General features: G+C 63.4%; 27 protein-coding genes. 11 read left to right on the top strand and 16 right to left on the bottom strand.

The features are described from left to right. On the bottom strand, positions 1-684 hold a 684-nt coding region (locus F6X59_RS26870), incomplete at its 3' end, for an AlgP family protein (protein WP_152959100.1). 224 nt (positions 685-908) lie between these two features. On the opposite strand from F6X59_RS26870, the gene F6X59_RS26865 reads away from it, so the two are divergent. Beyond that, positions 909-1,574 (top strand): FKBP-type peptidyl-prolyl cis-trans isomerase, encoded by a 666-nt coding sequence (locus F6X59_RS26865; protein ID WP_152959099.1) that lies wholly within the window; start codon positions 909-911, stop codon positions 1,572-1,574. A gap of 9 nt (positions 1,575-1,583) precedes the next feature. Here F6X59_RS26865 and rsd read toward each other — a convergent pair whose 3' ends face one another. The 7 genes from rsd to F6X59_RS26830 all read right to left on the bottom strand — a co-directional run bounded on the left by rsd (position 1,584) and on the right by F6X59_RS26830 (position 8,023). Next, a complete protein-coding gene (rsd, locus tag F6X59_RS26860; protein ID WP_103448542.1) occupies positions 1,584-2,054 on the bottom strand; it encodes a sigma D regulator in 471 nt (156 codons plus the stop codon). Between the two features lie 232 nt (positions 2,055-2,286). Then, positions 2,287-2,793 carry a disulfide bond formation protein B gene (locus F6X59_RS26855; protein WP_152959098.1) on the bottom strand — a complete coding sequence of 169 codons (507 nt, stop codon included), beginning with the start codon at positions 2,791-2,793 and terminating at the stop codon, positions 2,287-2,289. Between the two features lie 220 nt (positions 2,794-3,013). Next, positions 3,014-4,252, bottom strand: a complete 1,239-nt coding sequence (locus F6X59_RS26850) for a heme biosynthesis HemY N-terminal domain-containing protein (protein WP_152959097.1) — start codon at positions 4,250-4,252, stop codon at positions 3,014-3,016. Further along, a complete protein-coding gene (locus F6X59_RS26845) occupies positions 4,249-5,349 on the bottom strand; it encodes a uroporphyrinogen-III C-methyltransferase (RefSeq protein WP_372240552.1) in 1,101 nt (366 codons plus the stop codon). Before F6X59_RS26845 ends, F6X59_RS26850 begins: the two co-directional genes overlap by 4 nt. Positions 5,350-5,380: 31 nt before the next feature. Further along, positions 5,381-6,163, bottom strand: coding sequence for a uroporphyrinogen-III synthase (locus F6X59_RS26840; RefSeq protein ID WP_372240551.1), 783 nt, complete (start codon positions 6,161-6,163; stop codon positions 5,381-5,383). Beyond that, positions 6,160-7,101: a hydroxymethylbilane synthase gene (gene hemC / locus F6X59_RS26835; protein ID WP_152959096.1), complete on the bottom strand. Its 942-nt coding sequence runs from the start codon at positions 7,099-7,101 to the stop codon at positions 6,160-6,162. Before hemC ends, F6X59_RS26840 begins: the two co-directional genes overlap by 4 nt. A gap of 178 nt (positions 7,102-7,279) precedes the next feature. Continuing rightward, positions 7,280-8,023, bottom strand: a complete 744-nt coding sequence (locus tag F6X59_RS26830) for a LytTR family DNA-binding domain-containing protein (RefSeq protein WP_152959095.1) — start codon at positions 8,021-8,023, stop codon at positions 7,280-7,282. Between the two features lie 310 nt (positions 8,024-8,333). Between F6X59_RS26830 and argH the strand changes: the two genes are divergently transcribed. Beyond that, complete coding sequence (gene argH / locus F6X59_RS26825; protein WP_027916957.1) at positions 8,334-9,728, top strand: argininosuccinate lyase; 1,395 nt, start codon at positions 8,334-8,336, stop codon at positions 9,726-9,728. Between the two features lie 35 nt (positions 9,729-9,763). Here the strand turns inward: argH and F6X59_RS26820 are convergent, their stop codons facing one another. Next, a complete protein-coding gene (locus F6X59_RS26820) occupies positions 9,764-10,426 on the bottom strand; it encodes a glutathione S-transferase (RefSeq protein ID WP_152959094.1) in 663 nt (220 codons plus the stop codon). Between the two features lie 146 nt (positions 10,427-10,572). Here F6X59_RS26820 and F6X59_RS26815 point away from each other — a divergent pair, with 146 nt between their 5' ends. The 3 genes from F6X59_RS26815 (at position 10,573) to F6X59_RS26805 (ending at position 14,198) form a co-directional block, all read left to right on the top strand. Continuing rightward, complete coding sequence (locus tag F6X59_RS26815; RefSeq protein ID WP_152959093.1) at positions 10,573-10,872, top strand: hypothetical protein; 300 nt, start codon at positions 10,573-10,575, stop codon at positions 10,870-10,872. A 69-nt stretch (positions 10,873-10,941) separates the two neighbouring features. Continuing rightward, the gene (locus tag F6X59_RS26810; protein WP_152959092.1) at positions 10,942-11,187 is read left to right on the top strand and encodes a TIGR02647 family protein; all 246 of its coding nucleotides are present in this window, start codon (positions 10,942-10,944) and stop codon (positions 11,185-11,187) included. A gap of 146 nt (positions 11,188-11,333) precedes the next feature. Beyond that, positions 11,334-14,198 carry a class I adenylate cyclase gene (locus F6X59_RS26805; RefSeq protein ID WP_152959091.1) on the top strand — a complete coding sequence of 955 codons (2,865 nt, stop codon included), beginning with the start codon at positions 11,334-11,336 and terminating at the stop codon, positions 14,196-14,198. Between the two features lie 32 nt (positions 14,199-14,230). Here the strand turns inward: F6X59_RS26805 and rnk are convergent, their stop codons facing one another. The 3 genes from rnk to cyaY all read right to left on the bottom strand — a co-directional run bounded on the left by rnk (position 14,231) and on the right by cyaY (position 15,320). Next, positions 14,231-14,641, bottom strand: a complete 411-nt coding sequence (gene rnk, locus F6X59_RS26800; protein ID WP_152959090.1) for a nucleoside diphosphate kinase regulator — start codon at positions 14,639-14,641, stop codon at positions 14,231-14,233. A gap of 132 nt (positions 14,642-14,773) precedes the next feature. Beyond that, entirely contained in the window at positions 14,774-14,986 is a 213-nt protein-coding gene (locus tag F6X59_RS26795) for a DUF1289 domain-containing protein (protein ID WP_054886457.1), read from the bottom strand. A gap of 1 nt (position 14,987) precedes the next feature. Further along, on the bottom strand, positions 14,988-15,320 hold the full coding sequence (cyaY, locus tag F6X59_RS26790; protein WP_152959089.1) for an iron donor protein CyaY: 333 nt from the start codon (positions 15,318-15,320) through the stop codon (positions 14,988-14,990). 219 nt (positions 15,321-15,539) lie between these two features. Here cyaY and F6X59_RS26785 point away from each other — a divergent pair, with 219 nt between their 5' ends. Genes F6X59_RS26785 through F6X59_RS26760 form a run of 6 tightly spaced genes read left to right on the top strand, consistent with a single transcriptional unit; the run spans position 15,540 to position 20,144 of the window. Continuing rightward, positions 15,540-15,743, top strand: a complete 204-nt coding sequence (locus tag F6X59_RS26785; RefSeq protein WP_054886459.1) for a lipoprotein — start codon at positions 15,540-15,542, stop codon at positions 15,741-15,743. 9 nt (positions 15,744-15,752) lie between these two features. Further along, positions 15,753-17,000, top strand: a complete 1,248-nt coding sequence (gene lysA / locus F6X59_RS26780; RefSeq protein WP_152959088.1) for a diaminopimelate decarboxylase — start codon at positions 15,753-15,755, stop codon at positions 16,998-17,000. 4 nt (positions 17,001-17,004) lie between these two features. After that, positions 17,005-17,835 carry a diaminopimelate epimerase gene (gene dapF / locus F6X59_RS26775; protein ID WP_152959087.1) on the top strand — a complete coding sequence of 277 codons (831 nt, stop codon included), beginning with the start codon at positions 17,005-17,007 and terminating at the stop codon, positions 17,833-17,835. Positions 17,836-17,848: 13 nt separating this feature from the next. Beyond that, complete coding sequence (locus F6X59_RS26770) at positions 17,849-18,553, top strand: DUF484 family protein (RefSeq protein ID WP_152959086.1); 705 nt, start codon at positions 17,849-17,851, stop codon at positions 18,551-18,553. Next, the gene (xerC, locus tag F6X59_RS26765) at positions 18,553-19,452 is read left to right on the top strand and encodes a tyrosine recombinase XerC (RefSeq protein WP_152959085.1); all 900 of its coding nucleotides are present in this window, start codon (positions 18,553-18,555) and stop codon (positions 19,450-19,452) included. Before F6X59_RS26770 ends, xerC begins: the two co-directional genes overlap by 1 nt. Then, a complete protein-coding gene (locus F6X59_RS26760; protein WP_152959084.1) occupies positions 19,449-20,144 on the top strand; it encodes an HAD family hydrolase in 696 nt (231 codons plus the stop codon). The genes xerC and F6X59_RS26760 overlap by 4 nt, the downstream gene beginning before the upstream one ends. A gap of 109 nt (positions 20,145-20,253) precedes the next feature. Here F6X59_RS26760 and F6X59_RS26755 read toward each other — a convergent pair whose 3' ends face one another. From F6X59_RS26755 to F6X59_RS26740, 4 genes are all read right to left on the bottom strand, one after another. Further along, on the bottom strand, positions 20,254-20,715 hold the full coding sequence (locus F6X59_RS26755) for a hypothetical protein (RefSeq protein WP_152959083.1): 462 nt from the start codon (positions 20,713-20,715) through the stop codon (positions 20,254-20,256). Then, positions 20,712-21,386 (bottom strand): hypothetical protein, encoded by a 675-nt coding sequence (locus F6X59_RS26750; RefSeq protein ID WP_152959082.1) that lies wholly within the window; start codon positions 21,384-21,386, stop codon positions 20,712-20,714. The genes F6X59_RS26755 and F6X59_RS26750 overlap by 4 nt, the downstream gene beginning before the upstream one ends. Positions 21,387-21,535: 149 nt before the next feature. Then, a complete protein-coding gene (gene sutA / locus F6X59_RS26745; RefSeq protein ID WP_056794110.1) occupies positions 21,536-21,865 on the bottom strand; it encodes a transcriptional regulator SutA in 330 nt (109 codons plus the stop codon). A 429-nt stretch (positions 21,866-22,294) separates the two neighbouring features. After that, entirely contained in the window at positions 22,295-23,629 is a 1,335-nt protein-coding gene (locus F6X59_RS26740) for an ammonium transporter (protein ID WP_152959081.1), read from the bottom strand. Positions 23,630-23,632 lie beyond the last annotated feature (3 nt).

Here is a 23,632-nt window from a genome sequence, read left to right as displayed (position 1 = left end):
CTTGGCTGCAGCAGGTTTAGCGGCAGCGGCGCGGGCCGGTGCTTTGGCTGCTGCGGGCTTGGCGGCCGCAGGCTTGGCTGCAACAGGTTTAGCGGCAGCGGCTCTGGCCGGTGCTTTGGCTGCGGCAGGCTTGGCTGCAACTGGTTTCGCGGCGGGCTTGGCGGCGGCGCGGGCTGGCGCCTTGGTTGCGGCCGGTTTGGCCGGGGCCTTGGCGGCAGCAGGCTTGGCAGCGCTGCGGGCCGGTGCTTTGGCAGCAGCCGGTTTCACGGTCTTGGCAGCCACTACACGCTGATCGAGTGCCTTGCCAGCGGCCTCACGAACCTTGCCGACACCCTGCGCGAGTTTCAGGCTTTCCTGCGCATCACGCTTGAGTTGTTGAATGTAAGTACGGGTCTGGGTCTGGCGTTCCTTGAGCGAATCGAGCAGTTCTTCAAGTTCACCGATCAGCTTTTGCGCCTTGTTCTGCGCCTTGGCTTTGCCTGCCTTGGCCGCGTCCTGCAACTTCAGGCGACCGTTATGCAGTTTTTCCTGGGCTTTGCCGCGCTGCTTTTCCAACTTGGCCAGCAATTTCTCCGCATCAGCCAGCGCTTGCGAACAGGCCTCTTCCAAGTGTTCGAGCAGGCTGCCCGAAAGTTGCTGGAGCAGGTGTAACGGCGTATTTACTGGCTTCTTTTTGGCCGACATGGTTTACCTCCTGGCTGACGAGATTGCGGCTCATACTATGCTTCTGCTGCTACCGCCGCTAGGGCATGTTGACAGTATTGATGGCGCCGCGTTGCATGCCTGGGCAAAGTTGTTATCTTGCAGCTCCGTGCAAGTGTAGTTGCTTAACAAAACGTTGCTGATATTTACACATGCCGAGGCAACAACGCTGGCATACTTCCCTGCTCATCGAGCTGGAGTTACCCATGCCGCGTTATCTTGCTTTCGGCCTGTGCCTGATGGCGCCATTCGCCCTGGCCGCCGACGATACCGCCCCTGCCAACGACCATGATCTGGCCTACAGCCTCGGCGCCAGCCTGGGCGAGCGCCTGCGTCAGGAAGTGCCCGGCCTGCAACTGGATGCGCTGGTCGAAGGCCTGCGCCAGTCCTATCAGGGCCAGCCTTTGAAACTCGACAAGGCACGCATGGAGGCCATCCTGCAACAGCACGAGGAGCAGGCCGGCGCCGCCGCCGAACAAGCCGAAGTGAGCAAACTGCAGGCCGTGGAAACACGCTTCATGGCCAACGAGCGGGCCCGCGCCAGAGTGCACGAGCTGCCGGAGGGCGTGCTGTACAGTGAGTTGAAAGCGGGTAATGGCGCGCAACCCAAAGCCGGCGGCAAGGTGCAGGTGCGCTATGTCGGCAGGCTGCCGGATGGCTCGGTGTTCGACCAGAACCAGCAACCGCAGTGGTTCAGCCTGGACTCGGTGATCAACGGCTGGCAGGTGGCGCTGCCGCACATGAAAGCAGGTTCGACCTGGCGCCTGGTGATCCCCTCGGCACAGGCCTACGGTGCCGAGGGCGCAGGTGACCTGATCGCGCCCTACACGCCGCTGGTGTTCGAAATCGAGTTACTGGCGGTCGGCGACTGACGCCGACCTTCAGGCTTCGACCGCACCCTCTTCCTTGTGCGCGTTGTGCAGTACCTCGATCAGGCAGTCTTCGAGTTCGAAGCGTTCGTGAAGAAGGCCGCCCAGCTTGCCGAGCTTTTCGGCGAAGCGCGCAGGATCCTTGCACTCACCCTTGTCACAATGGTCGTTGAAGGCCAAGGCAAACTGAGTGCTTTCATCAATGCGCGGATTGATCTGCGTGGCCAATTCCAGGCCTCGTGTATCGCCGAACGCTTTCGCTTCACTGACCAATTGCTCGCTGACTTCGAAATGCCACGCCGAAACGTAGTCAACGAGTAGCGTGCAAAAGTCGCCGTTCGTGTCCTTGTCGGCAAAAGCCGGCTTGGCGTCGCGCAAAGTGCGGAAAGCCTGGACCAGCTCCTCTCGCTCCTCGAGCCAACGGTCGATCAGCTTGTGAACCCCACCCCAGCGTTCCTGGGCGTTCTGACAACTATCGAGCATGGCGATCTCTTCCCTTCTGGGTAGATGCCGCTGCACCTCGCACCACGACCGTGCAGCACAAAGGTGACATCAGCAGGACGGCATCGAGCAGTTGTATTTTCGGTATGCGTGCTGGGAGATTATTCCCGCGCGTGCTTAGCATCAAGGTACGCAGCGGACAAAGTTCATACAAGTGTTTAATACCTCGATGCACCACCATTGGTCGCGCTATCGGCCAGCAGCATGCGCCAGGTCAAGGATGGCCAAGTGAGCGGAAACGATACGCCAGCAGGCAGCTCAAGGGCAGCGCCGCCAGCAGCAGAAACGCCAGCAGGCTCCACTCCGGCATGGTCAGGTCGAGGAAGCTCCAGGTCAGCGAGCGGCAATCGGGGCCGCCGAGCAGCAATTGTCGCAACGCTTCACGCCAGGACAGTTCGAACATGCGCCCGATGGGCAACGGGCACAGGTGGCTCGTATCACTTGCGCCCTGCAACCACACATGCCGCGCCGCCAGCAAGGCACCGCTGGCCGCGCACAGCAGCGCCGTACGCGCGTACAGCCTAACCCCGGCAATACCAGGCGCATGCAGCGCCGCGCACAGGCAGACCAGCGCATAGACCCCCAACAATACCCGCTGGCTGAAACACAGCGGGCAAGGCACCAGCCCAAGGACACTTTCGAGATAGTAGGAAGCGCCCAGCACTGCCAGCGAAGCAAGGCATGCCGGAATGAAAAGCGTGCGCAGTCTGGCCATCGGCATGGGAAGAAAGGTCCCGGGAAAGTTGAAGTGGCTTGGAACGGTAGAGGAAAGGCCGGGCTTGTTTCAAGGCACTATTTGAGGGACAAGTCGCTGTATTGCAAGGAAAGTCTCCATCCAAGCTGTAGGAAACTTCCGAAGAAGAGACTGCGGATCTAACTTATAACGCAGAACAAGTTACCAGACCCATGAGCCCGCGCCCTTGCGCGGGCTCATGAAACGGTTAGGCGCGTACACCTTCTGGCAAGGGCAATGCCAGAAGACGCTCATCGAGCAACCCCAGGCCTTCCTCGAACAGCTGGTTGCTGCGTTCGGTCTCGCCCAGGCTGGCGAGCAGGCGCGCAAGCTCGGCACAGGCTTCCGGATTACGCTCCATGCGCAGGCTACTTTCGAGATAGTCGCGCGCCTTGCCCCACAGGCGGTTCTGCAGGCTCAGGCGGCCGAGGGTGAGCAACAGGCTCGGGTCCTGCGGGTGGGCCTTCAGCCAGCCTTCGGCGGTTTGCAGCTGACGCGCCGGGTCATCACCGCGTACCAGGCCATACAGGCGCGCAAGGTGGCTTTCGTACTCACGCTTGAGTGCGTTGCGCAGCACCTGCTCGGCTTCGCCCTGAGCACCCACCTGGCGCAGCTGTTCGGCATAGGCCAGTACCAGTTGCGGCTCTTGGCGCTGGGCCGCGGTCAACTGCTGCCAGGCACGCTCAAGGGCCTGACGGGCAGTGTGCGCATCCTCGCCACGGGTGCTCGCCAGGCCAAGGTTCTGGCCCCAGGCGCGCTTCTCCAGCGCGGCCAGCTCGTCGGCCGGCAACACCTTGCCCTTGCGCAGGTCTGGCAGCAGGCGGATCAGCGCCGACCAGTCGCCACGCTCCAGGTGCAGGCGCTGCAACAGGCGCAGGACCTGGGTGTTATGCGGATGGCGCTCCTGCATGGCCAGCAGGGTCTCCAGCGCAGCATCGCGCTCGCCACGGTCCATCTGCAATTGCGCATGGGTCAGGGCAATGGCCAGTTCAGCCTGGGGCTGGCGCTCCAGCGCGCGCTCCAGCAGGTTGTCGCTGTCTTCCTTGCGCCCCTGCTCGTTGGCGGCGCGGGCGGCACCGAGGTAGTACAGCAGCGGCTGGCGCTCGGCCTCGGCCGCACGATGCAGGTGGCGCTGGGCACTGGCCCAGCGGCCCTCGGCCAAGTCCAGCTGGCCCTGTTCGATGGCGATCCGCACGCGCCGGCTACGGTTGCGCCGCGACCACGGGTTGACCACGCCACTGGAGGTCAGTACCAGGCCTACCAGGTAACGCAGCAGCAACAGCAACACGACCACGGCAGCCAGCGCTGCGAGCGCGGCCCACAATCCGGACTGGTAACGGAAACCGCCATAGGCGATCAGCACGTAGCCACTGTGCTTGGCCACCGCGATACCCAGCGCTGCGGCAACCACGATCGCCAGTACGGCGAGCAGGTAGACACGCTTCATGGCTTGCCTCCTTCAGCCTCGGCTGGCAGATGGCGGCGCTGAATGTACGCCTGCACCGCCGCCAGGCTTTCGCTCAGGTCCGGGGTTACTACCGAGACGGGCTGCTCAGCCAGTGCATTGAGGCTGTCGAGCATCGCCTTGCTTTGTGGGTTGTCGGCATTGAAGTTGGCCAGCAGCACGCTGCGGGCATCATCCAGGGCCTGGTTGTAGACCTTGGCCTCGCCATTGAGCGCAGCCCACTGCGCCTGCTCGATGGTCAGGCTCAGGGCCAGGCGCAGCTGGTTCAGCTGCTGGCCAGCCAGCAACGGCCGCACATTGTCGTCGGCGTTGAAGTCGATCTGGAAGTACTTGGAGATTTCAGCCCACCACTGCGACAGGCGACTGGCCCCGTCACCATCGGCAGTCAGCGCACCGAGCGCATCGGCGTTGCTGGCGAACTCGGGCGCCTGGGCGCTGAGCTGCTGCACCAGCTCTCGCTGGGCGGCGAGCTTGAGGAACAGGCCAGTGCGGTCCGGCTGCTGGGTGCTGTTGAGCGTGGCCAGGCTGCGCGCCAGTTGCTCGCGGGCGGCAAAGGCGCCCGGGTCGCTCTGTTCGCGGAGGATTTCGTCGGCCCCTTCGACCAGGGCCTTGGCGCTGGTGATGTCCTGCAGCGCCGACAAGCGCAGGGTAGCCAGGCGCAGCAGGTGCTCGGCCTCGGCCAGGCGCCACTCCTTGCGGCTTTCGCCGAGTGCGGTTTCCAGACGCTGGCTGAGACGCTGCTGATCGCCTTGCAGCTGCGCCACCAGGCGGCGGCGGTCTTCCAGCTCGCTGGCGGCCGGCAGGCTGGCCAGTTGTGCACTGATCTGCTGCTCACGCTGCTGCAGTGCCGCAGCGCGCTGGCTGAGGGCTTCAAGGTGCTGGCCCTGGTTCACCTCACTGCCTTGCAGTTGCCGCACCTGCCACACACCCCAACCCCCTACTGCGACCCCGGCCGCACCCAGCAACAGCGCCAGCACGGCCAGACCACTGCCAGAGCGCTTTACAGGCTTGTCGGTGACGGGTTGCGCCGGCGCTTGCACCGACGGCTGATCATTGTTGGACAAGACAGTTTCGCTCACGTATCCATCCTTTGCATGGGGGCACCTCGCGCTAGTGCGAAGCGCCTTGAAAGGCAGGTGCAGCGCTGCGCTGCACAGCTGCCAGCAAGGCCGTGGCACTCGCGCCACGGCAATCCACAACCTGTTGGGCCCCGGCGGCCCGGGCCTGTTCAGCAACTCGCGGGCTGGGTACGAACAACGGCAGGCAGGCTACTCGCGGCCAATCGGCTGCGGCCATCTGCTGCAAATGTTCCAGACCCTGCCCACTGCTGACCACCAGGCCATTGAGGCGTTCCGCTTCTATGCGGCGCATCAGCGTGCCCGCCGGGTACTCCGGCAGGCAGCGACGATACAGTTCCAGATATTCGACACTAGCACCTTGCTCTGCAAGACGCTCGGCCAGCAGTTCGCGACCTCCGACGCCGCGAACGATCAGCACATGCGCTTCAGGCGCCGCAATAGCCTGGCGCAGGGCCGGGAGCGCGAGCAAGGCCTCGCTGTCGTCACCTTGCATGGGGAATGTCACCTGAAGGCCTGCGCCCTGCAGCACTGCTGCCGTCGCTTCACCCACGGTGAACCAACCTGCGGGCGGCGCCTGCAGGCCAGCGCGTTGCAACTGCTCAAGCAGCAGTCGGGCCGCCGGCTTGCTGACCACGACGATCGCTTGGTACTGCGCCAGCCCGGCCAGCTGTTGACGCTGCCCGTCAGCCAGAGCGACGGGCTCGATGGCCAGCAACGGCAGGCAACTGCTGGCCACACCGGCAGCGGCCAGACTCTGCGCCAGTGCCGCGCAGTCCTCTTCAGGCCGGGTCAGCAACAGGCGCCAGGGGCTCACGGGTGCCCGGCCTCGCCGTAGACTTCCTTGAGAATGGCTTCGGCGCCCTGCCCCAGCAGGTCTTCGGCAACCTGCACGCCCAGGGTTTCGGCAGCCTCACGCGGCGCACGGGCATCCGCCACCAGCAGGGTACCGCCACTTGGCTGGCCCACCAGGCCGCGCAGCCACAGCTGATCGCCTTCGAGCACCGCATAGCAGGCGATCGGCACCTGGCAGCCACCGTTGAGGCGCTTGTTCAAGGCACGCTCGGCGACTACGCGGTCGGCGGTATCGGCATGGTGCAGCGGCGCCAGCAGCGCATGGATTTCGGTGTCGGCGCTGCGGCACTCGATGCCCACCGCGCCCTGGCCACCGGCTGGCAAGCTGTCGTCGACGCTGATGGTATCGGTGATGCGGTCCTCGAAGCCCAGGCGAATCAGGCCCGCGGCAGCGAGGATGATGGCGTCGTATTCACCGGCATCGAGCTTGGCCAGGCGGGTGTTGACGTTGCCGCGCAGGAAGTGGATTTTCAGGTCCGGCCGACGGGCCAGCAACTGGGCCTGGCGGCGCAGGCTGGAGGTGCCGACGATGCTGCCGGCCGGCAGGGCGTCGAGGCTGGCGAAGGTATTGGAGACGAAGGCATCGCGCGGGTCTTCGCGCTCGCAGATGCAGTACAGGCCCAGGCCTTCGGGGAAGTCCATGGGCACGTCCTTCATCGAATGCACGGCGATGTCGGCTTCGTTGTCCAGCAGCGCGGTTTCCAGCTCTTTGACGAACAGCCCTTTGCCGCCGATCTTCGCCAGCGGTGCATCAAGCAGCTTGTCGCCGCGGCTGACCATAGGTACCAGGGTCACCAACAGACCGGGGTGAGCCTGCTCGAGGCGGGCTTTGACGTATTCGGCCTGCCACAGGGCCAAGGCACTTTTACGGGTGGCAATGCGGATTTCGCGAGTGGACATGGAACGCCCCGATCCAGAGAAATGCCGCTGATGATAACAGCATCACCGGCATCGCTTGCAGATGTGGATCAGCGTGAGGTCCCTTCGCGGCTAAAGCCGCTCCTACAGGCGGCGCCGTGCCTGTAGAAGCGGCTTCTGCCGCGAACAAGGGCACGGCCCTTGCCATGCAGGCTGGGCCCTAGAGTGTTTGCATCATCTTGCGCACACCCGCCACATGCCGGCGGCTGACAGTCAGGGCATCGCCGTCAAGGCCCTTGAGGAACAGCTGGAAATGCCCCAGCGGCGTGCGTTGCAGGCGTTCGATGCGTTCGCGCGCGACCAGCGCATTGCGGTGGATGCGCACGAAGCGCTCGCCGAACTCGTCCTCCAACGCCTTGAGCGGCTCGTCGAGCAGCACCTCCCCGGCCTCGTGGCGCAAGGTCACGTACTTGTGGTCGGCGATGAAATAGATCACCTGGGGCAACGGAATCAGCTCGATCCCTTTACGCGTGCGCGCACTGATATGGCTACGCGGGCCGCCGCCCTCGCTGCCAGGCCGGGTCAACGCTGCCAGCTGGGCACGGTTGGGCTTCTCGGCCTTGCGCAAGGCATCGCGCAGGGCCTGTGGTTGAATCGGCTTGGTCACGTGGCTGAGGGTGCTGTCCTTGAATGCCTCGGCACCGTATTCATCGTCGCCGGTACAGAACACCACCGACGGTGGCGCCTCGCGCTCGCACAGGCGAGCGGCGACCTGCAGGCCATCCAGGCCTGGCATGCCGATGTCCAGCAGGACCACATCGGGCTTGAGGCTTTCGATCAGTGTCAGGGCCTCCTCGCCGTTGGTGGCGCTGGGCTCCAGCACGGTGTACCCCTCCAATTCAGCGAATAGCCGTGTGAGGCGTTCACGGGCTTGGGGTTCGTCATCAACGATCAGGACATTCATAATTGCTCTGGATTCCTGAGTGAGTCTCGCACAGGTATAGCGTAGACAAGAGCAGGTCGAGCGACGCTGCGGTCACGCTCTAGACCGATACGAAGGCCAAAGATTCACTGAGTCGGCTGAATAGCTGCCAGTCCTCTGTCCAACTGTAGACGGTCCGTGGAACACTGCCGTTCAATCGTTGAATATCGTCTTCAGCCATCTTTACCGATGTTTCCCACCGGTTTCTGTCGACCGACGTCCTGCGGTGTCAGGCGCAAACCCTGCTATTATCGGCGCCACTTTTTCGTTCACGCCTGCATAGAGTGAATCCATGAGCACCGACAAGACCAATCAGTCCTGGGGCGGCCGCTTCAGTGAGCCCGTCGACGCCTTCGTCGCCCGTTTCACCGCGTCGGTCGACTTCGACAAGCGCCTGTACCGCCACGACATCATGGGTTCGATCGCCCACGCCACCATGCTGGCGCAGGTCGGCGTACTCAGCGATGCCGAGCGCGACACCATCATCGATGGCCTGAAAACCATCCAGGGCGAAATCGAGGCTGGCAGCTTCGACTGGCGCGTCGACCTCGAAGACGTGCACATGAACATCGAAGCACGCCTGACAGACCGTATCGGCATCACCGGCAAGAAGCTGCACACCGGCCGCAGCCGCAACGACCAGGTGGCCACCGACATCCGCCTGTGGCTGCGTGACGAGATCGACCTGATCCTGGCCGAGATCACTCGCCTGCAGCAGGGCCTGCTGGAGCAGGCCGAGCGTGAAGCCGAAACCATCATGCCTGGTTTCACCCACCTGCAGACTGCCCAGCCGGTCACCTTCGGCCACCACCTGCTGGCCTGGTTCGAAATGCTCAGCCGTGACTACGAGCGCCTGGTCGACTGCCGCAAGCGCGCCAATCGCATGCCTTTGGGCAGCGCTGCGCTGGCCGGCACCACCTACCCGATCGACCGTGAGCTGACCTGCAAGCTGCTGGGCTTCGAAGCCGTGGCCGGCAACTCGCTGGACGGCGTCTCGGACCGCGACTTCGCCATCGAATTCTGCGCCGCCGCCAGCGTGGCGATGATGCACCTGTCGCGCTTCTCCGAAGAGCTGGTGCTGTGGACCAGCGCCCAGTTCCAGTTCATCGACCTGCCTGATCGCTTCTGCACCGGTAGCTCGATCATGCCGCAGAAGAAGAACCCGGACGTACCGGAGCTGGTGCGTGGCAAGAGCGGCCGTGTATTCGGCGCCCTGACCGGCCTGCTGACCCTGATGAAAGGCCAGCCGCTGGCCTACAACAAGGATAACCAGGAAGACAAGGAGCCGCTGTTCGACGCCGCCGACACCCTGCGCGACTCGCTGCGCGCCTTTGCCGACATGATCCCGGCGATCAAGCCCAAGCACGCCATCATGCGTGAAGCGGCCCTGCGCGGTTTCTCCACCGCCACCGACCTGGCCGACTACCTGGTCCGCCGCGGCCTGCCGTTCCGTGATTGCCACGAGATCGTCGGCCACGCCGTGAAGTATGGCGTCGACACCGGCAAGGACCTGGCCGAGATGAGCCTGGACGAGCTGCGCCAGTTCAGCGACCAGATCGAGCAGGACGTGTTTGCCGTGCTGACCCTGGAAGGCTCGGTGAACGCCCGTAACCACATCGGTGGTACCGCGCCAGCCCAGGTGCGGGCTGCCGTGGTGCGTGGCAAGGCGCTGCTGGCATCGCGCTGATCTAGAACCTGGGGCCGCTTTGCGGCCCCAGCCATTCAGCGTTTGCCGCTGCGAATCATCTCCATGAAGGCTGGCATCGAGGCCTCCTTGTCCGCCACGATCCGCGCCATGTGCGGGTTCTCGCCCATCAGTTGCAGCAACGCCTTGGCCTGCGGGAAGTCCGCCAGGAAGTCGATGCCCAGCACCTTCTTGCCTACCGCGTACGCCAGGTCCACCGAGAAGCAGAACATCAGGTCGGCCAGGGTCAGTTGCTCACCCGCCACATAAGGCGCAAAACGGCCATTGCGCTTGAGCGTGGCAAAGCCCGCCAGCAAGTCGGCACGTGCCCGCTCCTTGATCAGCGGCTCCACCGCCATGCCAAAGAACGACTCGCCGTAGCAGGTACGCGCCGGCAGCTCGATGTACAGCTCGATTTCCTTGAGCAGCTCGCGCACCTTGGCCTGGCCGAACGCGTCGCTCGGCAGCAGTGCCTTGCCACCTTGGGTCTGCTCGATATAGTCGAGAATGACGCTGGTTTCGCTGAGGAAGCCGTGTTCGGTTTCCAGCACCGGCACCTTGCCCCGCGGGCTGACTTCCAGCGCATGCGGTGCCTGCCCGCCATAGAAGGTGACTTCCTCGAAAGGCAGGCCTTTCTCCAGCAGGGCCAGCTTGACCATGTTGTAGTAGTTGCTGACCGAGAATCCGTGAAGCTTGAGCATGGGTTACAGCCTCCAGGCCGTGTGGGGATGGCTCGGCTGTTATAGACCGTACGCCGATGCCTGACCAGCGTCATACACCCTGTCGATGACCGGGCATTGCCAGCGCGGGCGTGGCAAACTGTGCGTCCCACCACAGGAGTAGCGCCATGAGCGAACACGACGAAATCGACAATGACGACGAAGCCTTCGCCGAGGCGACACTGACCGAAGCCATCGAAAACCAGATCGAAAGCGGCGAGCCGCCAGCGGCCAAGGCCACCTTCAACAAGCTGACCCTGGTTGGCTATGAGCGCGAAGACATCCTCAACCTCATGGCCCACGTACTGGCCTTCGAGATCGACAACATGCTCCAGGAAGACCGCGCGTTCAACGGCGAGTGGTACGAGACCGCCCTGCGCGCCCTGCCCGAGCTGCCGCCTGAGATGGATCAAGGCGACGACGAATAACCCGGCTACACTCTTGGATCAGGCACCGCTGGCGGTGCCGCCATCCTTGTCTGGAAGTCAGGAGTCGCCATGTCTTTTAGCCCCGAACTGATCGCCGAACTGGAAGTGCTTGCCCTGTTCAACCTGGACAGCAGCCAGGAAGGGATCAAGATTCACGCCAACGCCTCCCCTGCCCTTGTCTCCGCCGCCAAGCGCCTGCATGCCAAGCAACTGACCGATCAACCCGATGGCGGTTACCTGACCAGCCTGGGGCATGATGCGGCAGAGAGCGTGCAACTGCTGCTGAATGTCCTGAAGAACCCACAGCCCGCATAAACCTGTACCGGCCTCTTCGCGGGCAAGCCCGCGAAGGGCCCGAACAGGCGCTATATAAATGACGTCAATAAAACAATTAGCGCTTATCCGACTGCTCCACTCAGGCTAAACTCGCCACAGCTTTCCTCGCCCGCCCTGAGTGCGCAATGAACTACCCCCACGAAATCCGCCCTGACCTGGACGAAGGCATCGACCGCAAGGTGCTGGCGACATTGCGTGCGCGCTTCCTGCACATCAACCAGTGCCGGCTCGAGCGCGCGATGGAGGGCCTGTCGAGCCGCCAGCAACTGGTCCTGACCCTGCTGCCGCTGCTGTTCCACGTCAACCACCCGCTGCTGCCCGGTTACGTGTCCGGCGCCACTCCGGCCGGGGTGGCGGGGTTCGAGCCGGATGCCGAACAGGTCGCCGATGCCCAGCGCCTGGCTCGTTCGTTCGCCTACAAGGCGCGCCATGGCAACCCGCCTCGGCCGATCCACGGCCTGTTCCTGATGGGCAGCCTCGGCTCATTGGCCCAGGCCGAACAGAGCGACATGGACCTGTGGGTGTGCCATGCCCCCGGCCTGACCGAGGCCGAACGCGAGGAACTGCGCCGCAAGTGCCAGCTACTGGAGACCTGGGCGGCCAGCCAGGGTGCCGAGGCACACTTCTTCCTGATCGACCCGCAAAGCTTCGCCCAGGGCCAGCGCGACAGCCAGCTCAGCTCCGACGACTGCGGCACCACCCAGCATTTCCTGCTGCTCGACGAGTTCTACCGCACCGCTATCTGGCTCGCCGGGCGCACGCCGCTGTGGTGGCTGGTGCCGGTCTATGAAGAGCACAACTATCAGGCCTATACCGAGACCCTGCTGTCCAAGCGCTTCATCCGCAACCAGGACGCCCTGGACCTTGGCAACCTTGCCCATATCCCGTCCGGCGAGTATGTCGGCGCCGGGCTTTGGCAGCTGTTCAAGGGGATCGATTCGCCCTACAAGTCACTGCTCAAGCTGCTGCTGACCGAGGTCTATGCCAGCGAGCACCCGACGGTGCGCTGCCTGAGCCTGGACTACAAGCAGGCGGTGTTCGCCAACCATCTCAACCTCGACGAACTCGACCCCTATGTGATGGTGTACCGGCGCATCGAGCGCTACCTGCAGCAACGCGGCGAAAGCGCACGGCTCGAACTGGTCCGGCGCAGCCTGTACTTGAAGGTCAACAAGAAGCTGAGCGGCCTGGACCGCACCCGCAGCAACGGCTGGCAGCGCCAACTGTTGCAGCGTCTGACCGATGAGTGGGGCTGGGACGAGCGCCAGCTGGCCATGCTCGACAGCCGCAGCCAGTGGAAGGTGCGCCAGGTCGCCGTCGAACGCCGTGAACTGGTGGCGGAGCTCAACCATAGCTATCGCTTCCTCGGCCAGTTCGCGCAAAGCCAGGATGCCAGCAGCCGTGCCGATCAGCGCGACCTGAATGTCCTGGGCCGGCGCCTGTACGCCGCCTTCGAACGCCGTGCCGGCAAGATCGAAGTGATCAATCCGGGCATTGCCCCGGACATCGCCGAAGACACCTTGACGCTGGTCCAGTCGCCCAACCGCAAGGAGCCTGGCAGCCATCACTGGGGCCTGTACAACGGCAATCTGGGGGTGCACGAATGGGAGCATTACAGCCCGATCAAGCGTTGCCGCGAATTGCTCGAACTGCTGACCTGGGCCCACCGCAACGGCGTCATCGACAGCACCACTCGCCTGGCCTTGCACCCGGGCGACAGCGACCTCAGCGAATTCGAGCTGTTCAACCTGCTGGGCAGCCTGCAACAGAGCATCCCGCTGCCGCTGGCCAGCGTCAGCGAAGCGCGCCTGCTGCAACCAAGCGTGGCTGACGAGATCCTGCTGCTGGTCAACGTCGGCGTCGACCCGCTGCGCCATCACCGCGACCTGAACATCCTGATGACCACCGAGCGCACCGACTCGTTGAGCTATGCCGGCGTACGCGAAAACCTGGTGCTGACCCTCGACCAGGTCACCCTCAATAGCTGGAACGAAGTGCTGGTGCAGCGCTACGACGGTGAACATGCGCTGCTGCGCTGCCTGCGTGACTTTCTCAACAGCCTCGGCCAGCGCAGCCACCGCCCGCAGGTACGGGTGCGCTGCTTCTGCCACAACCGCGCCCAGGCCATCAGCCAGCGGGTCGAGGAAATCTTCGATACGGTGCAATTGCTGCTCGACCAGGGCCTGAATCACCGCTACCTGCTGCAAGTGGCGCAGTACACCCACGTGCTGGAACTGTTGCCCGGCCAGGTCAGCCTGGCGACCCTGGCCGACCATGACGCCGTGCTCGATCACCTGGGCGAAGTGCGCAGCCGCTACAGCCCGCTGCACCTGGATGGCAATGCCCTGCAGGACTACGACCTGCCCCTGGTACTGGAACAAGGCCGGCGCAATTGTATCCAGGTGTTCTACCGCCTGCTCGACGGCTGGGCCGACCTGTACGTGCTGGACGAGTACAACGCCCTGTGGCAGCAGCGCCTGCCATTGTTTGACGAAAGCCACCTGCTGCTGCCGTTGCAGCGTTTTCTGCGTTCGGTGGTGGTGCGCCACGACGCCCGCCTCCCGCTCGATCATCTGCAGCAGGCTTCACTGGCTATCCACTATGCTCAGTTGCTGCCCTCTGGCCCTGGCAAAGCGCGCAGCATCGAGCCTCGCCCGGCGCCCAGCGCCGGCGTTGACCAACCTTATTACGAGGTTCAGGCCATTCTGCAGGCCGGTACCGGGGATGACGTACATGTGACGCTGTATTGCGACCAGCAGGAGTTTTCCGAGCTGGAGCATGGCGACCAACTGTATGAAGTGGTCGCCCGGCAGATCCTTGGCCAGCGGCGTAGTGCCGGGCACTACCGCTGCTACATCACCGACCTGGACCTGTCCGAGCTGCTCGAGGATGAGCAGGGGTCGACCAGCCTGTACCTGCGCTACAAGCGCGAGCTGGAGCAGGCGCTAAATGATGGATTGGCGCAGTTGCAGGCTACGTTGGAACCTTGAAGATCTGGGGCTGCTTCGCAGCCCCGAGGGTCTCACAGGTCAAAATCGCCAGCCGCTTCCGGCTGGTATTCGACTTCCAGCAGCTTCAGCTTGAGGGTCTTGCCCCCCGGTGCCGGCCAGTCGATCTGCTCACCCACCGACAAGCCCAGCAGCGCACAACCGATCGGCGCGAGGATCGAAACCTTGCCCTCTCCACCGGCATCTTTCGGGTACACCAGGGTCAGGTGGTAGTCCTTGCCACTGGCTTCCTCACGGCAATGCACGCGCGAGTTCATGGTCACCACACCGGCGGGCACTTCATCATGGCCGACCACCTGACCGGCACGGTCCAGCTCCTCCTGCAAGGCGAGCACACCCGGCGCACTGTCGTCGAGGCTGCCGATCAGGCGCTCGAGACGCTGTACGTCCAATCGGGTGAGGATGAGGGAAGGCTTGGTGCTCATGATCCAGTCAGACTCCTTTGAACAGGCGGTTTCCTGCAGGCAGATAAAGCAAAACCCCGCCCAAGGGCGGGGTTTGTGAATGCTGTTGCGTCACCGACGCACAACCCGACACTACCACAGCCGGGCAAATACTCAAGCCCGTGCGCGCAGGGCCTCGGCTTCGCGGCAGATCTGCCGGCGCCGCTCGTCGTCGGCCGAGCGCCATTCGCGAATGTGCTCGACATGCCGGTGGCAGCCGGTGCACACCCGCTGCTCATCCAGCCGGCAGACGCTGATGCAGGGCGACGGCACCGCAGGGCTAACGTTGCTGTACAGCGGCTTGGGCGGCCGCGCCTGGCTGGTCATGTCAGATCTCGTCGAAGTCCAGCTTCTCGCCGGCCCGCTCCCAGACGATACGCTCGAGCATTTCGTTCAGCAGCTCTTCGCTCTTCTCGCACACCCACTTGCCGCTTTCTTCGTCGTAGTCGAAGTGGAAACCACCGGAACGGTCGGCCAGCCACAGCTGGCGCAGCGGCTCCTGGCGGCTGAAGATCAGCTGGGCGCCGCCGTCGAACTTGACGGTCAAAACGCCGCCGGAATTTTCCATGTCCAGGTCCAGGCCGCTCTCGTCGAACAGGTCTTCCAGGGCCTGTTGGGTCGCGTCGACCAGATCATGGAAACGCGCTTCGCTCAAACTCATTGCAGGAACCTCGAAATTGGCTGCTTTACGGGCAAGCCGGGCAAGATACGGGCGCCGGGCCATGAATGCAAAGGTTTAGCCGCTCTCGCCACTGGCCCCATAACCGGCGGCGAGAGCCCCTAAGCATAGCCCGCCCGACGGACCGGCTCTTGCATAGGCAATCCGCCGGTCGCTCGGTATACTCGGGCGCAATACTGCATATTTCAAAGGATTTCACCCATGAAGCGCCTGATTTCCTCGCTCGCGGCGCTGGTCGCGGTTGCCTGCCTCGTTTCGGCCTGCGGTCAGAAGGGCCCTCTGTACCTGCCAGAAGACGGCAAGGACGGCAAAGGCCCGAAAAAGTCGCACCAGCATCAGCACGCTCCGGCGGTCCAGCCGCAAGAAGAGCAGCCAATCCAGCCCGAGCAGACGCCAGAGCAGTAAGGAATTCAGATGAACGCTTTCAACTACCGCGACGGTGAACTGTTCGCGGAAGGCGTGGCCCTCTCGGCCATCGCCGAACGTTTCGGCACCCCGACCTACGTGTACTCGCGCGCTCACATCGAAGCCCAGTACCGCAGCTACACCGATGCCCTGCAAGGCACCGATCACCTGGTCTGCTTCGCCGTCAAGGCCAACTCCAACCTCGGCGTGCTGAACGTCCTGGCGCGCCTGGGCGCAGGCTTCGACATCGTCTCCGGCGGTGAACTGGAGCGCGTGCTGGCCGCTGGCGGGCGCGCTGATCGCGTGGTGTTCTCCGGCGTCGGCAAGACCCGCGAAGACATGCGCCGCGCCCTGGAAGTCGGCGTGCATTGCTTCAACGTCGAATCCACCGATGAGCTCGAGCGCCTGCAAGTGGTGGCCGCCGAGATGGGCAAGGTTGCGCCGATCTCGCTGCGCGTGAACCCGGACGTCGATGCCGGCACTCACCCGTACATTTCCACCGGCCTCAAAGAGAACAAGTTCGGCATCGCCATCGCCGACGCCGAAGCCATCTACGTGCGCGCCGCGCAGCTGCCAAACCTGGACGTGGTCGGTGTCGACTGCCACATCGGCTCGCAGCTGACCACCGTCGACCCGTTCCTCGATGCCCTCGACCGCCTGCTGGCCCTGGTCGATCGCCTGGCCGAGTGCGGCATCCACCTGCGCCACCTGGACCTGGGTGGCGGTGTTGGCGTGCGCTATCGCGACGAAGAGCCGCCACTGGTCGCCGACTACATCAAGGCCATCCGCGAACGCGTCGGCACCCGTGACCTGGCTCTGGTGTTCGAGCCTGGCCGCTACATCGTGGCCAACGCCGGTGCCCTGCTGACCCGCGTGGAATACCTCAAGCACACCGAGCACAAGGACTTCGCCATCATCGACGCAGCGATGAACGACCTGATCCGCCCGGCCCTGTACCAGGCCTGGATGGGCGTCAGCGCGGTCACACCGCGGGCGGGCGAAGGCCGTGCCTATGACCTGGTCGGCCCGATCTGCGAAACCGGCGACTTCCTCGCCAAGGACCGCGTTCTGAACCTGGCCGAAGGTGACCTGCTGGCCGTGCAGTCGGCGGGCGCCTATGGTTTCGTCATGAGCTCCAACTACAACACCCGTGGCCGTTGCGCGGAAATCCTGGTCGACGGCGACCAGGCTTTCGAAGTTCGCCGCCGCGAGACCATCGCCGAACTGTACGCTGGCGAAAGCCTGCTGCCGGAGTGAACCCATGCTGCTGCGCTTTACCAAGATGCATGGGCTGGGCAACGACTTCATGGTCCTCGACCTGGTCAGCCAGCACGCGCACATCCAGCCCAAGCACGCCAAGCAATGGGGTGACCGCCACACCGGTATCGGCTTCGACCAACTGCTGATCGTCGAGGCGCCGAGCAATCCGGAAGTGGACTTCCGTTACCGGATCTTCAACGCCGACGGTTCCGAAGTCGAGCAGTGCGGCAACGGCGCGCGCTGCTTCGCCCGCTTCGTGCTGGACAAGCGCCTGACCGCGAAAAAGCGCATCCGCGTGGAAACCAAGGGCGGCATCATCGAACTGGACGTGCAGAACGACGGCCAGGTGTGTGTCGACATGGGCCCGCCGCGCTTGGTCCCGGCAGAAATCCCGTTCATTGCCGACGAACAGGCGCTGAACTACCCGCTGGAAGTCGACGGCCAGGTGCATTCGATTGCCGCCGTGTCCATGGGCAACCCGCATGCCGTGCTGCGCGTCGATGACGTGCACACCGCGCCGGTCCATGAGCTGGGCCCGAAAATCGAAAACCACCCGCGCTTCCCGCAGCGGGTGAATGCCGGTTTCCTCCAGGTCATCGACCGTCATCGCGCCAACCTGCGGGTGTGGGAGCGTGGTGCCGGCGAGACCCAGGCCTGTGGCACCGGCGCCTGCGCCGCAGCCGTGGCCGCCATCAGCCAGGGCTGGATGGACTCTCCGGTGTCCCTCGACCTGCCAGGTGGCCGCCTGAACATCGAATGGGCCGGCCCCGGCAAGCCCGTGTTGATGACCGGCCCAGCCGTACGCGTCTTCGAAGGACAGGTTCGTCTCTAAGCGAGTAACCGCCATGACCGATCAGCCAGTACCCCAGCAGCCCGATGAGCTCGATGCCGAAGCGGTGGTCGCCTACCTGCGCGCCCACCCCACCTTCTTCGCCGAGCACGACGAGTTGCTGATCGAGCAACGCATCCCCCATCAGCGCGGCGACAGCGTGTCGCTGGTGGAGCGCCAGCTCAAGCTGCTGCGCGACCGCAACATCGAGATGCGCCATCGCCTGTCGCAACTGATGGACGTGGCCCGTGACAACGACCGGCTGTTCGACAAGACCCGCCGGCTGATCCTCGACCTGCTCGACGCTGGCAGCCTGGAAGAAGTGGTGATGGCGGTCGAAGACAGCCTGCGCCAGGAATTTCAGGTGCCTTTCGTCAGCCTGATCCTGTTCGGCGACAACGCAGCACCCGTCGGCCGCTGGGTCAGCAATGCCGAAGCGCAGCAAGCCATCGGTGGCCTGCTCGGCGGCGGCAAGACGGTCAGCGGTAACCTGCGCGAGCACGAACTGGCCTTCCTGTTCGGCAAGGAGCAACAGCAGGAAGTCGGCTCCAGTGCGGTTGCAGCCCTCGAATACCAAGGGCTGCATGGCGTGCTGGCGATCGGCAGCCGCGACCCGCAGCACTACAAAAGCAGCGTCGGCACCTTGTTCCTCGGCTACATCGCCGAAGTGCTCGGCCGCGTGGTACCGCGCGTAACCCACACCCTGCGTCCGGTGCGCTGATGGAACGTCAGCTGGAGGCTTATTGCGCATATCTGCGCAATGAGCGCCAGGTGTCGGAACACACCCTGCTGGCCTACCGCCGCGACCTCGGCAAGGTCATCGAATACTGCAACAGCCAGGGCATCGCCGGCTGGGGCGCGCTGCAGATCCAGCAGCTACGCCAGCTGGTCGCCCGCCAGCACCACCAAGGGCAGTCCTCGCGCAGCCTGGCGCGGCTCTTGTCGGCGGTGCGCGGCCTGTACCGCTACCTCAACCGCGAAGGCCTGTGCCAGCACGATCCGGCCACTGGCCTGAGCGCGCCCAAGGGCGAACGCCGGCTGCCCAAGGTGCTGGACACCGACCGCGCCCTGCAACTGCTCGATGGCGGCGTCGACGACGACTTCATCGCCCGCCGTGACCAGGCCATTCTCGAACTGTTCTACTCCTCCGGCCTGCGCCTGTCCGAGCTGAACAACCTCGACCTTGAACAACTGGACCTGGCCGCGGGCCTGGTGCAGGTGCTCGGCAAAGGCAGCAAGACCCGCGTGCTACCGGTCGGCCGCAAGGCCCGTGAAGCCTTGCAGGCCTGGTTCAAGCTGCGCGGCATCGGCGGCCCGCGTGACAGCGCGGTGTTCATTACCCGCCAGGGCAATCGCATGAGCCCCCGGGCCATCCAGCTGCGGGTCAAGGCTGCCGGCGAGCGCGAGCTAGGCCAGCACCTGCACCCGCACATGCTTCGCCATTCCTTCGCCAGCCATGTGCTGGAGTCGTCCCAGGACCTGCGTGCAGTGCAGGAAATGCTCGGTCATGCCGACATCAGCACCACGCAGATCTACACCCACCTGGACTTCCAGCACCTGGCCGCGGTGTACGACAGCGCCCACCCTCGGGCCAAACGCAGCAAAGGCACAGACTCATGAGCATCAAGCTGATCACCTTCGACCTCGACGACACCCTGTGGGACACCGCGCCTGTGATTGCCAGCGCCGAGGTCGTGCTGCGCGACTGGCTCGAAGCCAACGCTCCAGTCCTCGGCGGCGTGCCGGTGGAGCACCTGTTCGCCATCCGCGAGCGCTTGGTGCAAGCCGAGCCGGGCCTCAAGCACCGCATCAGCGCCCTGCGCCGGCGTGTGCTGTTCCACGCCCTGGAGGAAGTCGGCTACAGCGAGAAGCAGGCGCAGGAGCTGGCCAACGAGGGCTTTGAGGTCTTCCTGCATGCCCGCCACCAGATCGAGGTGTTCCCCGAGGTGCAGCCGGTGCTGGAGATCCTGCGCCATCACTACACCTTGGGCGTGGTCACCAACGGCAACGCCGATGTACGCCGCCTGGGGCTTGCGGATTACTTCCGCTTTGCCCTGTGCGCGGAGGATCTGGGCATCGGCAAGCCGGACCCGGCGCCATTCATGGAGGCCCTGAAGCTTGGCGAAGTCGAGGCCAGTGCGGCGGTACACATCGGCGATCACCCGGGCGACGACATCGCCGGGGCCCAGCGCGCCGGTTTGCGCGCCGTGTGGTTCAACCCGCAGGGCAAGGCCTGGGCTGGCGAGCGGGCGCCGGATGCAGAGATCCAGCGCTTGTCCCAGCTGCCCGACCTTCTGGCAACCTGGCGCTGACAGGGGCCGCTTCGCGGTCCATTCGCGGGCATGCCCGCGAAGAGGCCAGAACAGGCAACCCAAATCCCCCAGGCACAAAAAAGCCCGCAGCGACGGCGGGCTAGACTGTTCAACTGCCGGCTGACCAGTGATGCAATCGCTGGCGGCGCAGCCACCACCATGACGTGCCTCCCTTGCTCAGCTCTGAAACCCCTATCAGACCAAGCATCAACCACGGATCATAACCAGGTACAAGGCTGGCCCAGATCAACAGTACAGAGAGCGACGGTGTAGCGAAAAGCAGCCTCAAGGGAATTTGCGCAAGCCCCAGATACACACCAGCCTTTCTGCCACCAAGCAAAAGCACGGCACTGAGAATGATCGAAACTTGCAACACTAAATTCATGACCACCAGCACACTGGTGACGAAACCTTGCTCATCCAGAAAGCTCAGCATGTTATCCAGATCAGTAACGAAAGGCAGATGCCCACGTCGTATGCTGGCCACGACGTAGAGGAGCAAAGAAAGGGCATCCAGCCCACCCCATAATCGCAATGCCCAACGCTCCGTTTTTCGTCCTCCGGGCTTCATTTCGTTTCCCGGTGTTCGTAGGTTTCAAAAGGAAGAACTGGCTGCCAGTGCCAAGACTTACCACTGACCTGCCACTTATCCTCTCCTTCAAAGTATCGTTGTGTGATAGCCCGTAATTCGCCATAGCGATGAACGACAGATCGTGATGCCAGATGATCATCATGACTATCGAGGGGCACCCATTGCTGGGTCACAACACGGGAGGTGTTGTCATAATCCTTTGCTTCCGAGCCGAAGATACGACCCTCGTCACCTAGCGAGCCAAGGCGGTTCTGCAGCATGGCGAATGTATTTTTCAACCCGTCATAATCGATGTCGATGGTGCGCCACTTACCCGAACCTTTTTTCCTTTCAGCCTGCCTATCCAGATATCCAGAACCAGGAAAGCACCGTGTCGCTCCTATTTGGCCATCTAACCTCATGGGCCTGAAAGGCTCACTGGTCAAAAACAACCATCGGCCGCTTCTGATTTCTTTTAGTGCTATCTCAAGATCTCGCTCAGAGAGCTGCTGCACGAGAGTGATGCCACAATCCCTCAGAAATTCAGTCTCTCCGCGTAGATACCCTCCGCACTGCAGTGCACGCTTTACCTTTGACTCAGCAAAGAAAGGGTCCTCCACTTTCGGGAGGTCTTCCTTGCGCAGTTCACGACGACGAACCAATTTGTCCATAAATCCTCCAGGCTGAAGCGTGATGCTTGCCCGGCGGCGCAAAAATCATCTAGCAGACGCGTCTTTTTCTAATGTAGGAAATTTCCATTACTTTCTCAGCACCCACAAAAAAGCCCGCAGCGACGGCGGGCTCTTTTGTATTCAGCCACTCAGATAGGGCGGCTGCCGTACTTGTTGTCCGGCTTCTTGGGCGGGTCGGCGACCACGTTGGCCTCGACTTCCTGCACCTTGCCACCGCGCGAAAGGAATTCTTCCATCGCCTTGGCCAGGGCATCACGCTCCTTCTGCTTGGCTTCCATGCTCGGCATCTCGTCTACCGAGACAGCGGCCTTGGATTTGCCCTTGGCAGTCGGTGCCGGGCTGCTGTCGTCATCGCCAGCATCTTCTGCGCCATCGTCAGCCGCCGCTTCGAGGCCTTCATCAGCCTCGTCTTCGTCGCCTACTTCGAGGTCATCATTTTCCAGATCGTCGTCGCTCATGTTCTACCTCATGACTTGCGAAAAGCAGGTTAGTTATAGACCAGTGCAGCCGTAGACCGGCAGCCACCAGTGAAAATTCAACTGGCCGTGGGTTAGGCCACTGCCCTTGGGTCGGCGCTCCTGATGGGAGGCGGCACCCAGCAGGCCCTGCTCCTGGCAGGACCTGACAAATCCTTGAACCCTGCTGGCCACACGCTATTGGCAAGCCTAGCAAAGGCTGGAGAAGTGTGCGGACTACTCGCCCAACACTCTTTGGCGCGCATTCTAGCGCGCTCGTGGAAAAAGCAAAGCACCATAAACGCACCAAGACTTGTAAGTTTTTGGCCTACGTCGCGAACGTGAGTGATAAACCGTTTGCACTACGGGAAATGGCAAAAAACAGGCAAAAAAAATGCCCGGCGAACCGGGCAAGTTTTTCCTGCGTCGCGGTTACAGGTTGTAGCCGCGTTCGTTGTGCTGAGCCAGGTCGAGGCCGACCGACTCTTCTTCTTCGTTGACCCGCAGGCCCATTACCACATCCAGCACCTTGAGGATCACGTAGGTGACGATGGCGGTGTAGACCACGGTGAAGATCACGCCCTTGGCCTGAACCCAGACTTGGGCACCGATGTCGGTGACTGCGCCGAAGCCGCCCAGGGCCGGTGCCGCGAACACGCCGGTAAGGATGGCACCGATGATGCCGCCGACGCCGTGCACGCCGAAGGCGTCGAGGGAGTCGTCATAACCCAGCTTGCGCTTGAGGGTGGTGGCGCAGAAGTAGCAGATCACGCCGGAGGCCAGGCCAATCACCAGGGCGCCCATCGGGCCCACGGTGCCAGCGGCTGGCGTGATGGCGACGAGGCCGGCGACCACACCCGAGGCGATGCCCAGGGCACTTGGCTTACCGTGGAAGACCCACTCGGCGAACATCCAGCCCAGCGCAGCGGCGGCGGTGGCGATCTGGGTCACCAGCATGGCCATGCCGGCAGTGCCGTTGGCGGCGGCGGCGGAACCGGCGTTGAAGCCGAACCAGCCGATCCACAGCATGGCCGCGCCCATCAGGGTGTAGCCCAGGTTGTGCGGGGCCATCGGGGTGGTCGGGTAGCCTTTGCGCTTGCCCATCACCAGGCAGCAGACCAGGCCAGCGATACCGGCGTTGATGTGCACCACGGTGCCGCCAGCGAAGTCGAGCACGCCCCAGTCCCACAGCAGCGCGCCGTCACCACTCCAGACCATGTGCGCGATCGGTGCGTAGACCAGGGTGAACCAGATGCCCATGAACACCAGCATCGCCGAGAACTTCATGCGTTCGGCAAAGGCACCGACGATCAGCGCCGGGGTGATGATGGCGAATGTCATCTGGAAGGTGATGAACACGGCTTCAGGGAACAGTGCGGTGGCCGACGTCAGGTTGGCCGGGGTGACGCCGCTCAGGAACGCCTTGGAGAACCCGCCGACGAAGGAATTGAAGTTGAGCACGCCCTTTTCCATACCGGTGGTATCGAAGGCCATGCTGTAGCCGTAAATGACCCAGAGAATGCTGATCAGACCAGTGATGGCGAAGCACTGCATCATCACCGACAGCACGTTCTTGGAACGCACCATACCGCCGTAGAAAAGGGCCAGGCCCGGAATGGTCATGAACAGCACCAGCGCTGTCGAGGTGAGCATCCAGGCGGTGTCGCCGGAGTTCAGCGCTGGGGCAGCTGCTTCCTCTGCCAGGGCAAGCCCGGGCATTACGAGGGACAATAGGGCTCCTAGCCCTGCGATCTTACGCAGAGTCATGTT

This window comes from Pseudomonas sp. MN1F (assembly GCF_009391885.1).
Classification (GTDB): domain Bacteria; phylum Pseudomonadota; class Gammaproteobacteria; order Pseudomonadales; family Pseudomonadaceae; genus Aquipseudomonas.
This window is presented reverse-complemented; position numbering and strand designations above follow the sequence as displayed.

What these genes read in the sequence shown, in the direction of transcription:
- F6X59_RS26770 (WP_152959086.1), top strand. Translation starts at nt 17,849, where the DNA reads ATGACCGATCAGCCAGTACCCCAGCAGCCCGATGAGCTCGATGCCGAA.
- F6X59_RS26760 (WP_152959084.1), top strand. Translation starts at nt 19,449, where the DNA reads ATGAGCATCAAGCTGATCACCTTCGACCTCGACGACACCCTGTGGGAC.
- sutA (WP_056794110.1), bottom strand. Translation starts at nt 21,865, where the DNA reads ATGAGCGACGACGATCTGGAAAATGATGACCTCGAAGTAGGCGACGAA.
- F6X59_RS26755 (WP_152959083.1), bottom strand. Translation starts at nt 20,715, where the DNA reads ATGAAGCCCGGAGGACGAAAAACGGAGCGTTGGGCATTGCGATTATGG.
- xerC (WP_152959085.1), top strand. Translation starts at nt 18,553, where the DNA reads ATGGAACGTCAGCTGGAGGCTTATTGCGCATATCTGCGCAATGAGCGC.
- F6X59_RS26820 (WP_152959094.1), bottom strand. Translation starts at nt 10,426, where the DNA reads ATGCTCAAGCTTCACGGATTCTCGGTCAGCAACTACTACAACATGGTC.
- argH (WP_027916957.1), top strand. Translation starts at nt 8,334, where the DNA reads ATGAGCACCGACAAGACCAATCAGTCCTGGGGCGGCCGCTTCAGTGAG.
- rsd (WP_103448542.1), bottom strand. Translation starts at nt 2,054, where the DNA reads ATGCTCGATAGTTGTCAGAACGCCCAGGAACGCTGGGGTGGGGTTCAC.
- F6X59_RS26850 (WP_152959097.1), bottom strand. Translation starts at nt 4,252, where the DNA reads ATGAAGCGTGTCTACCTGCTCGCCGTACTGGCGATCGTGGTTGCCGCA.
- F6X59_RS26795 (WP_054886457.1), bottom strand. Translation starts at nt 14,986, where the DNA reads ATGACCAGCCAGGCGCGGCCGCCCAAGCCGCTGTACAGCAACGTTAGC.
- F6X59_RS26740 (WP_152959081.1), bottom strand. Translation starts at nt 23,629, where the DNA reads ATGACTCTGCGTAAGATCGCAGGGCTAGGAGCCCTATTGTCCCTCGTA.
- F6X59_RS26855 (WP_152959098.1), bottom strand. Translation starts at nt 2,793, where the DNA reads ATGCCGATGGCCAGACTGCGCACGCTTTTCATTCCGGCATGCCTTGCT.
- F6X59_RS26815 (WP_152959093.1), top strand. Translation starts at nt 10,573, where the DNA reads ATGAGCGAACACGACGAAATCGACAATGACGACGAAGCCTTCGCCGAG.
- rnk (WP_152959090.1), bottom strand. Translation starts at nt 14,641, where the DNA reads ATGAGCACCAAGCCTTCCCTCATCCTCACCCGATTGGACGTACAGCGT.
- F6X59_RS26750 (WP_152959082.1), bottom strand. Translation starts at nt 21,386, where the DNA reads ATGGACAAATTGGTTCGTCGTCGTGAACTGCGCAAGGAAGACCTCCCG.
- F6X59_RS26865 (WP_152959099.1), top strand. Translation starts at nt 909, where the DNA reads ATGCCGCGTTATCTTGCTTTCGGCCTGTGCCTGATGGCGCCATTCGCC.
- F6X59_RS26805 (WP_152959091.1), top strand. Translation starts at nt 11,334, where the DNA reads ATGAACTACCCCCACGAAATCCGCCCTGACCTGGACGAAGGCATCGAC.
- lysA (WP_152959088.1), top strand. Translation starts at nt 15,753, where the DNA reads ATGAACGCTTTCAACTACCGCGACGGTGAACTGTTCGCGGAAGGCGTG.
- F6X59_RS26785 (WP_054886459.1), top strand. Translation starts at nt 15,540, where the DNA reads ATGAAGCGCCTGATTTCCTCGCTCGCGGCGCTGGTCGCGGTTGCCTGC.
- F6X59_RS26830 (WP_152959095.1), bottom strand. Translation starts at nt 8,023, where the DNA reads ATGAATGTCCTGATCGTTGATGACGAACCCCAAGCCCGTGAACGCCTC.
- cyaY (WP_152959089.1), bottom strand. Translation starts at nt 15,320, where the DNA reads ATGAGTTTGAGCGAAGCGCGTTTCCATGATCTGGTCGACGCGACCCAA.
- F6X59_RS26810 (WP_152959092.1), top strand. Translation starts at nt 10,942, where the DNA reads ATGTCTTTTAGCCCCGAACTGATCGCCGAACTGGAAGTGCTTGCCCTG.
- hemC (WP_152959096.1), bottom strand. Translation starts at nt 7,101, where the DNA reads ATGTCCACTCGCGAAATCCGCATTGCCACCCGTAAAAGTGCCTTGGCC.
- dapF (WP_152959087.1), top strand. Translation starts at nt 17,005, where the DNA reads ATGCTGCTGCGCTTTACCAAGATGCATGGGCTGGGCAACGACTTCATG.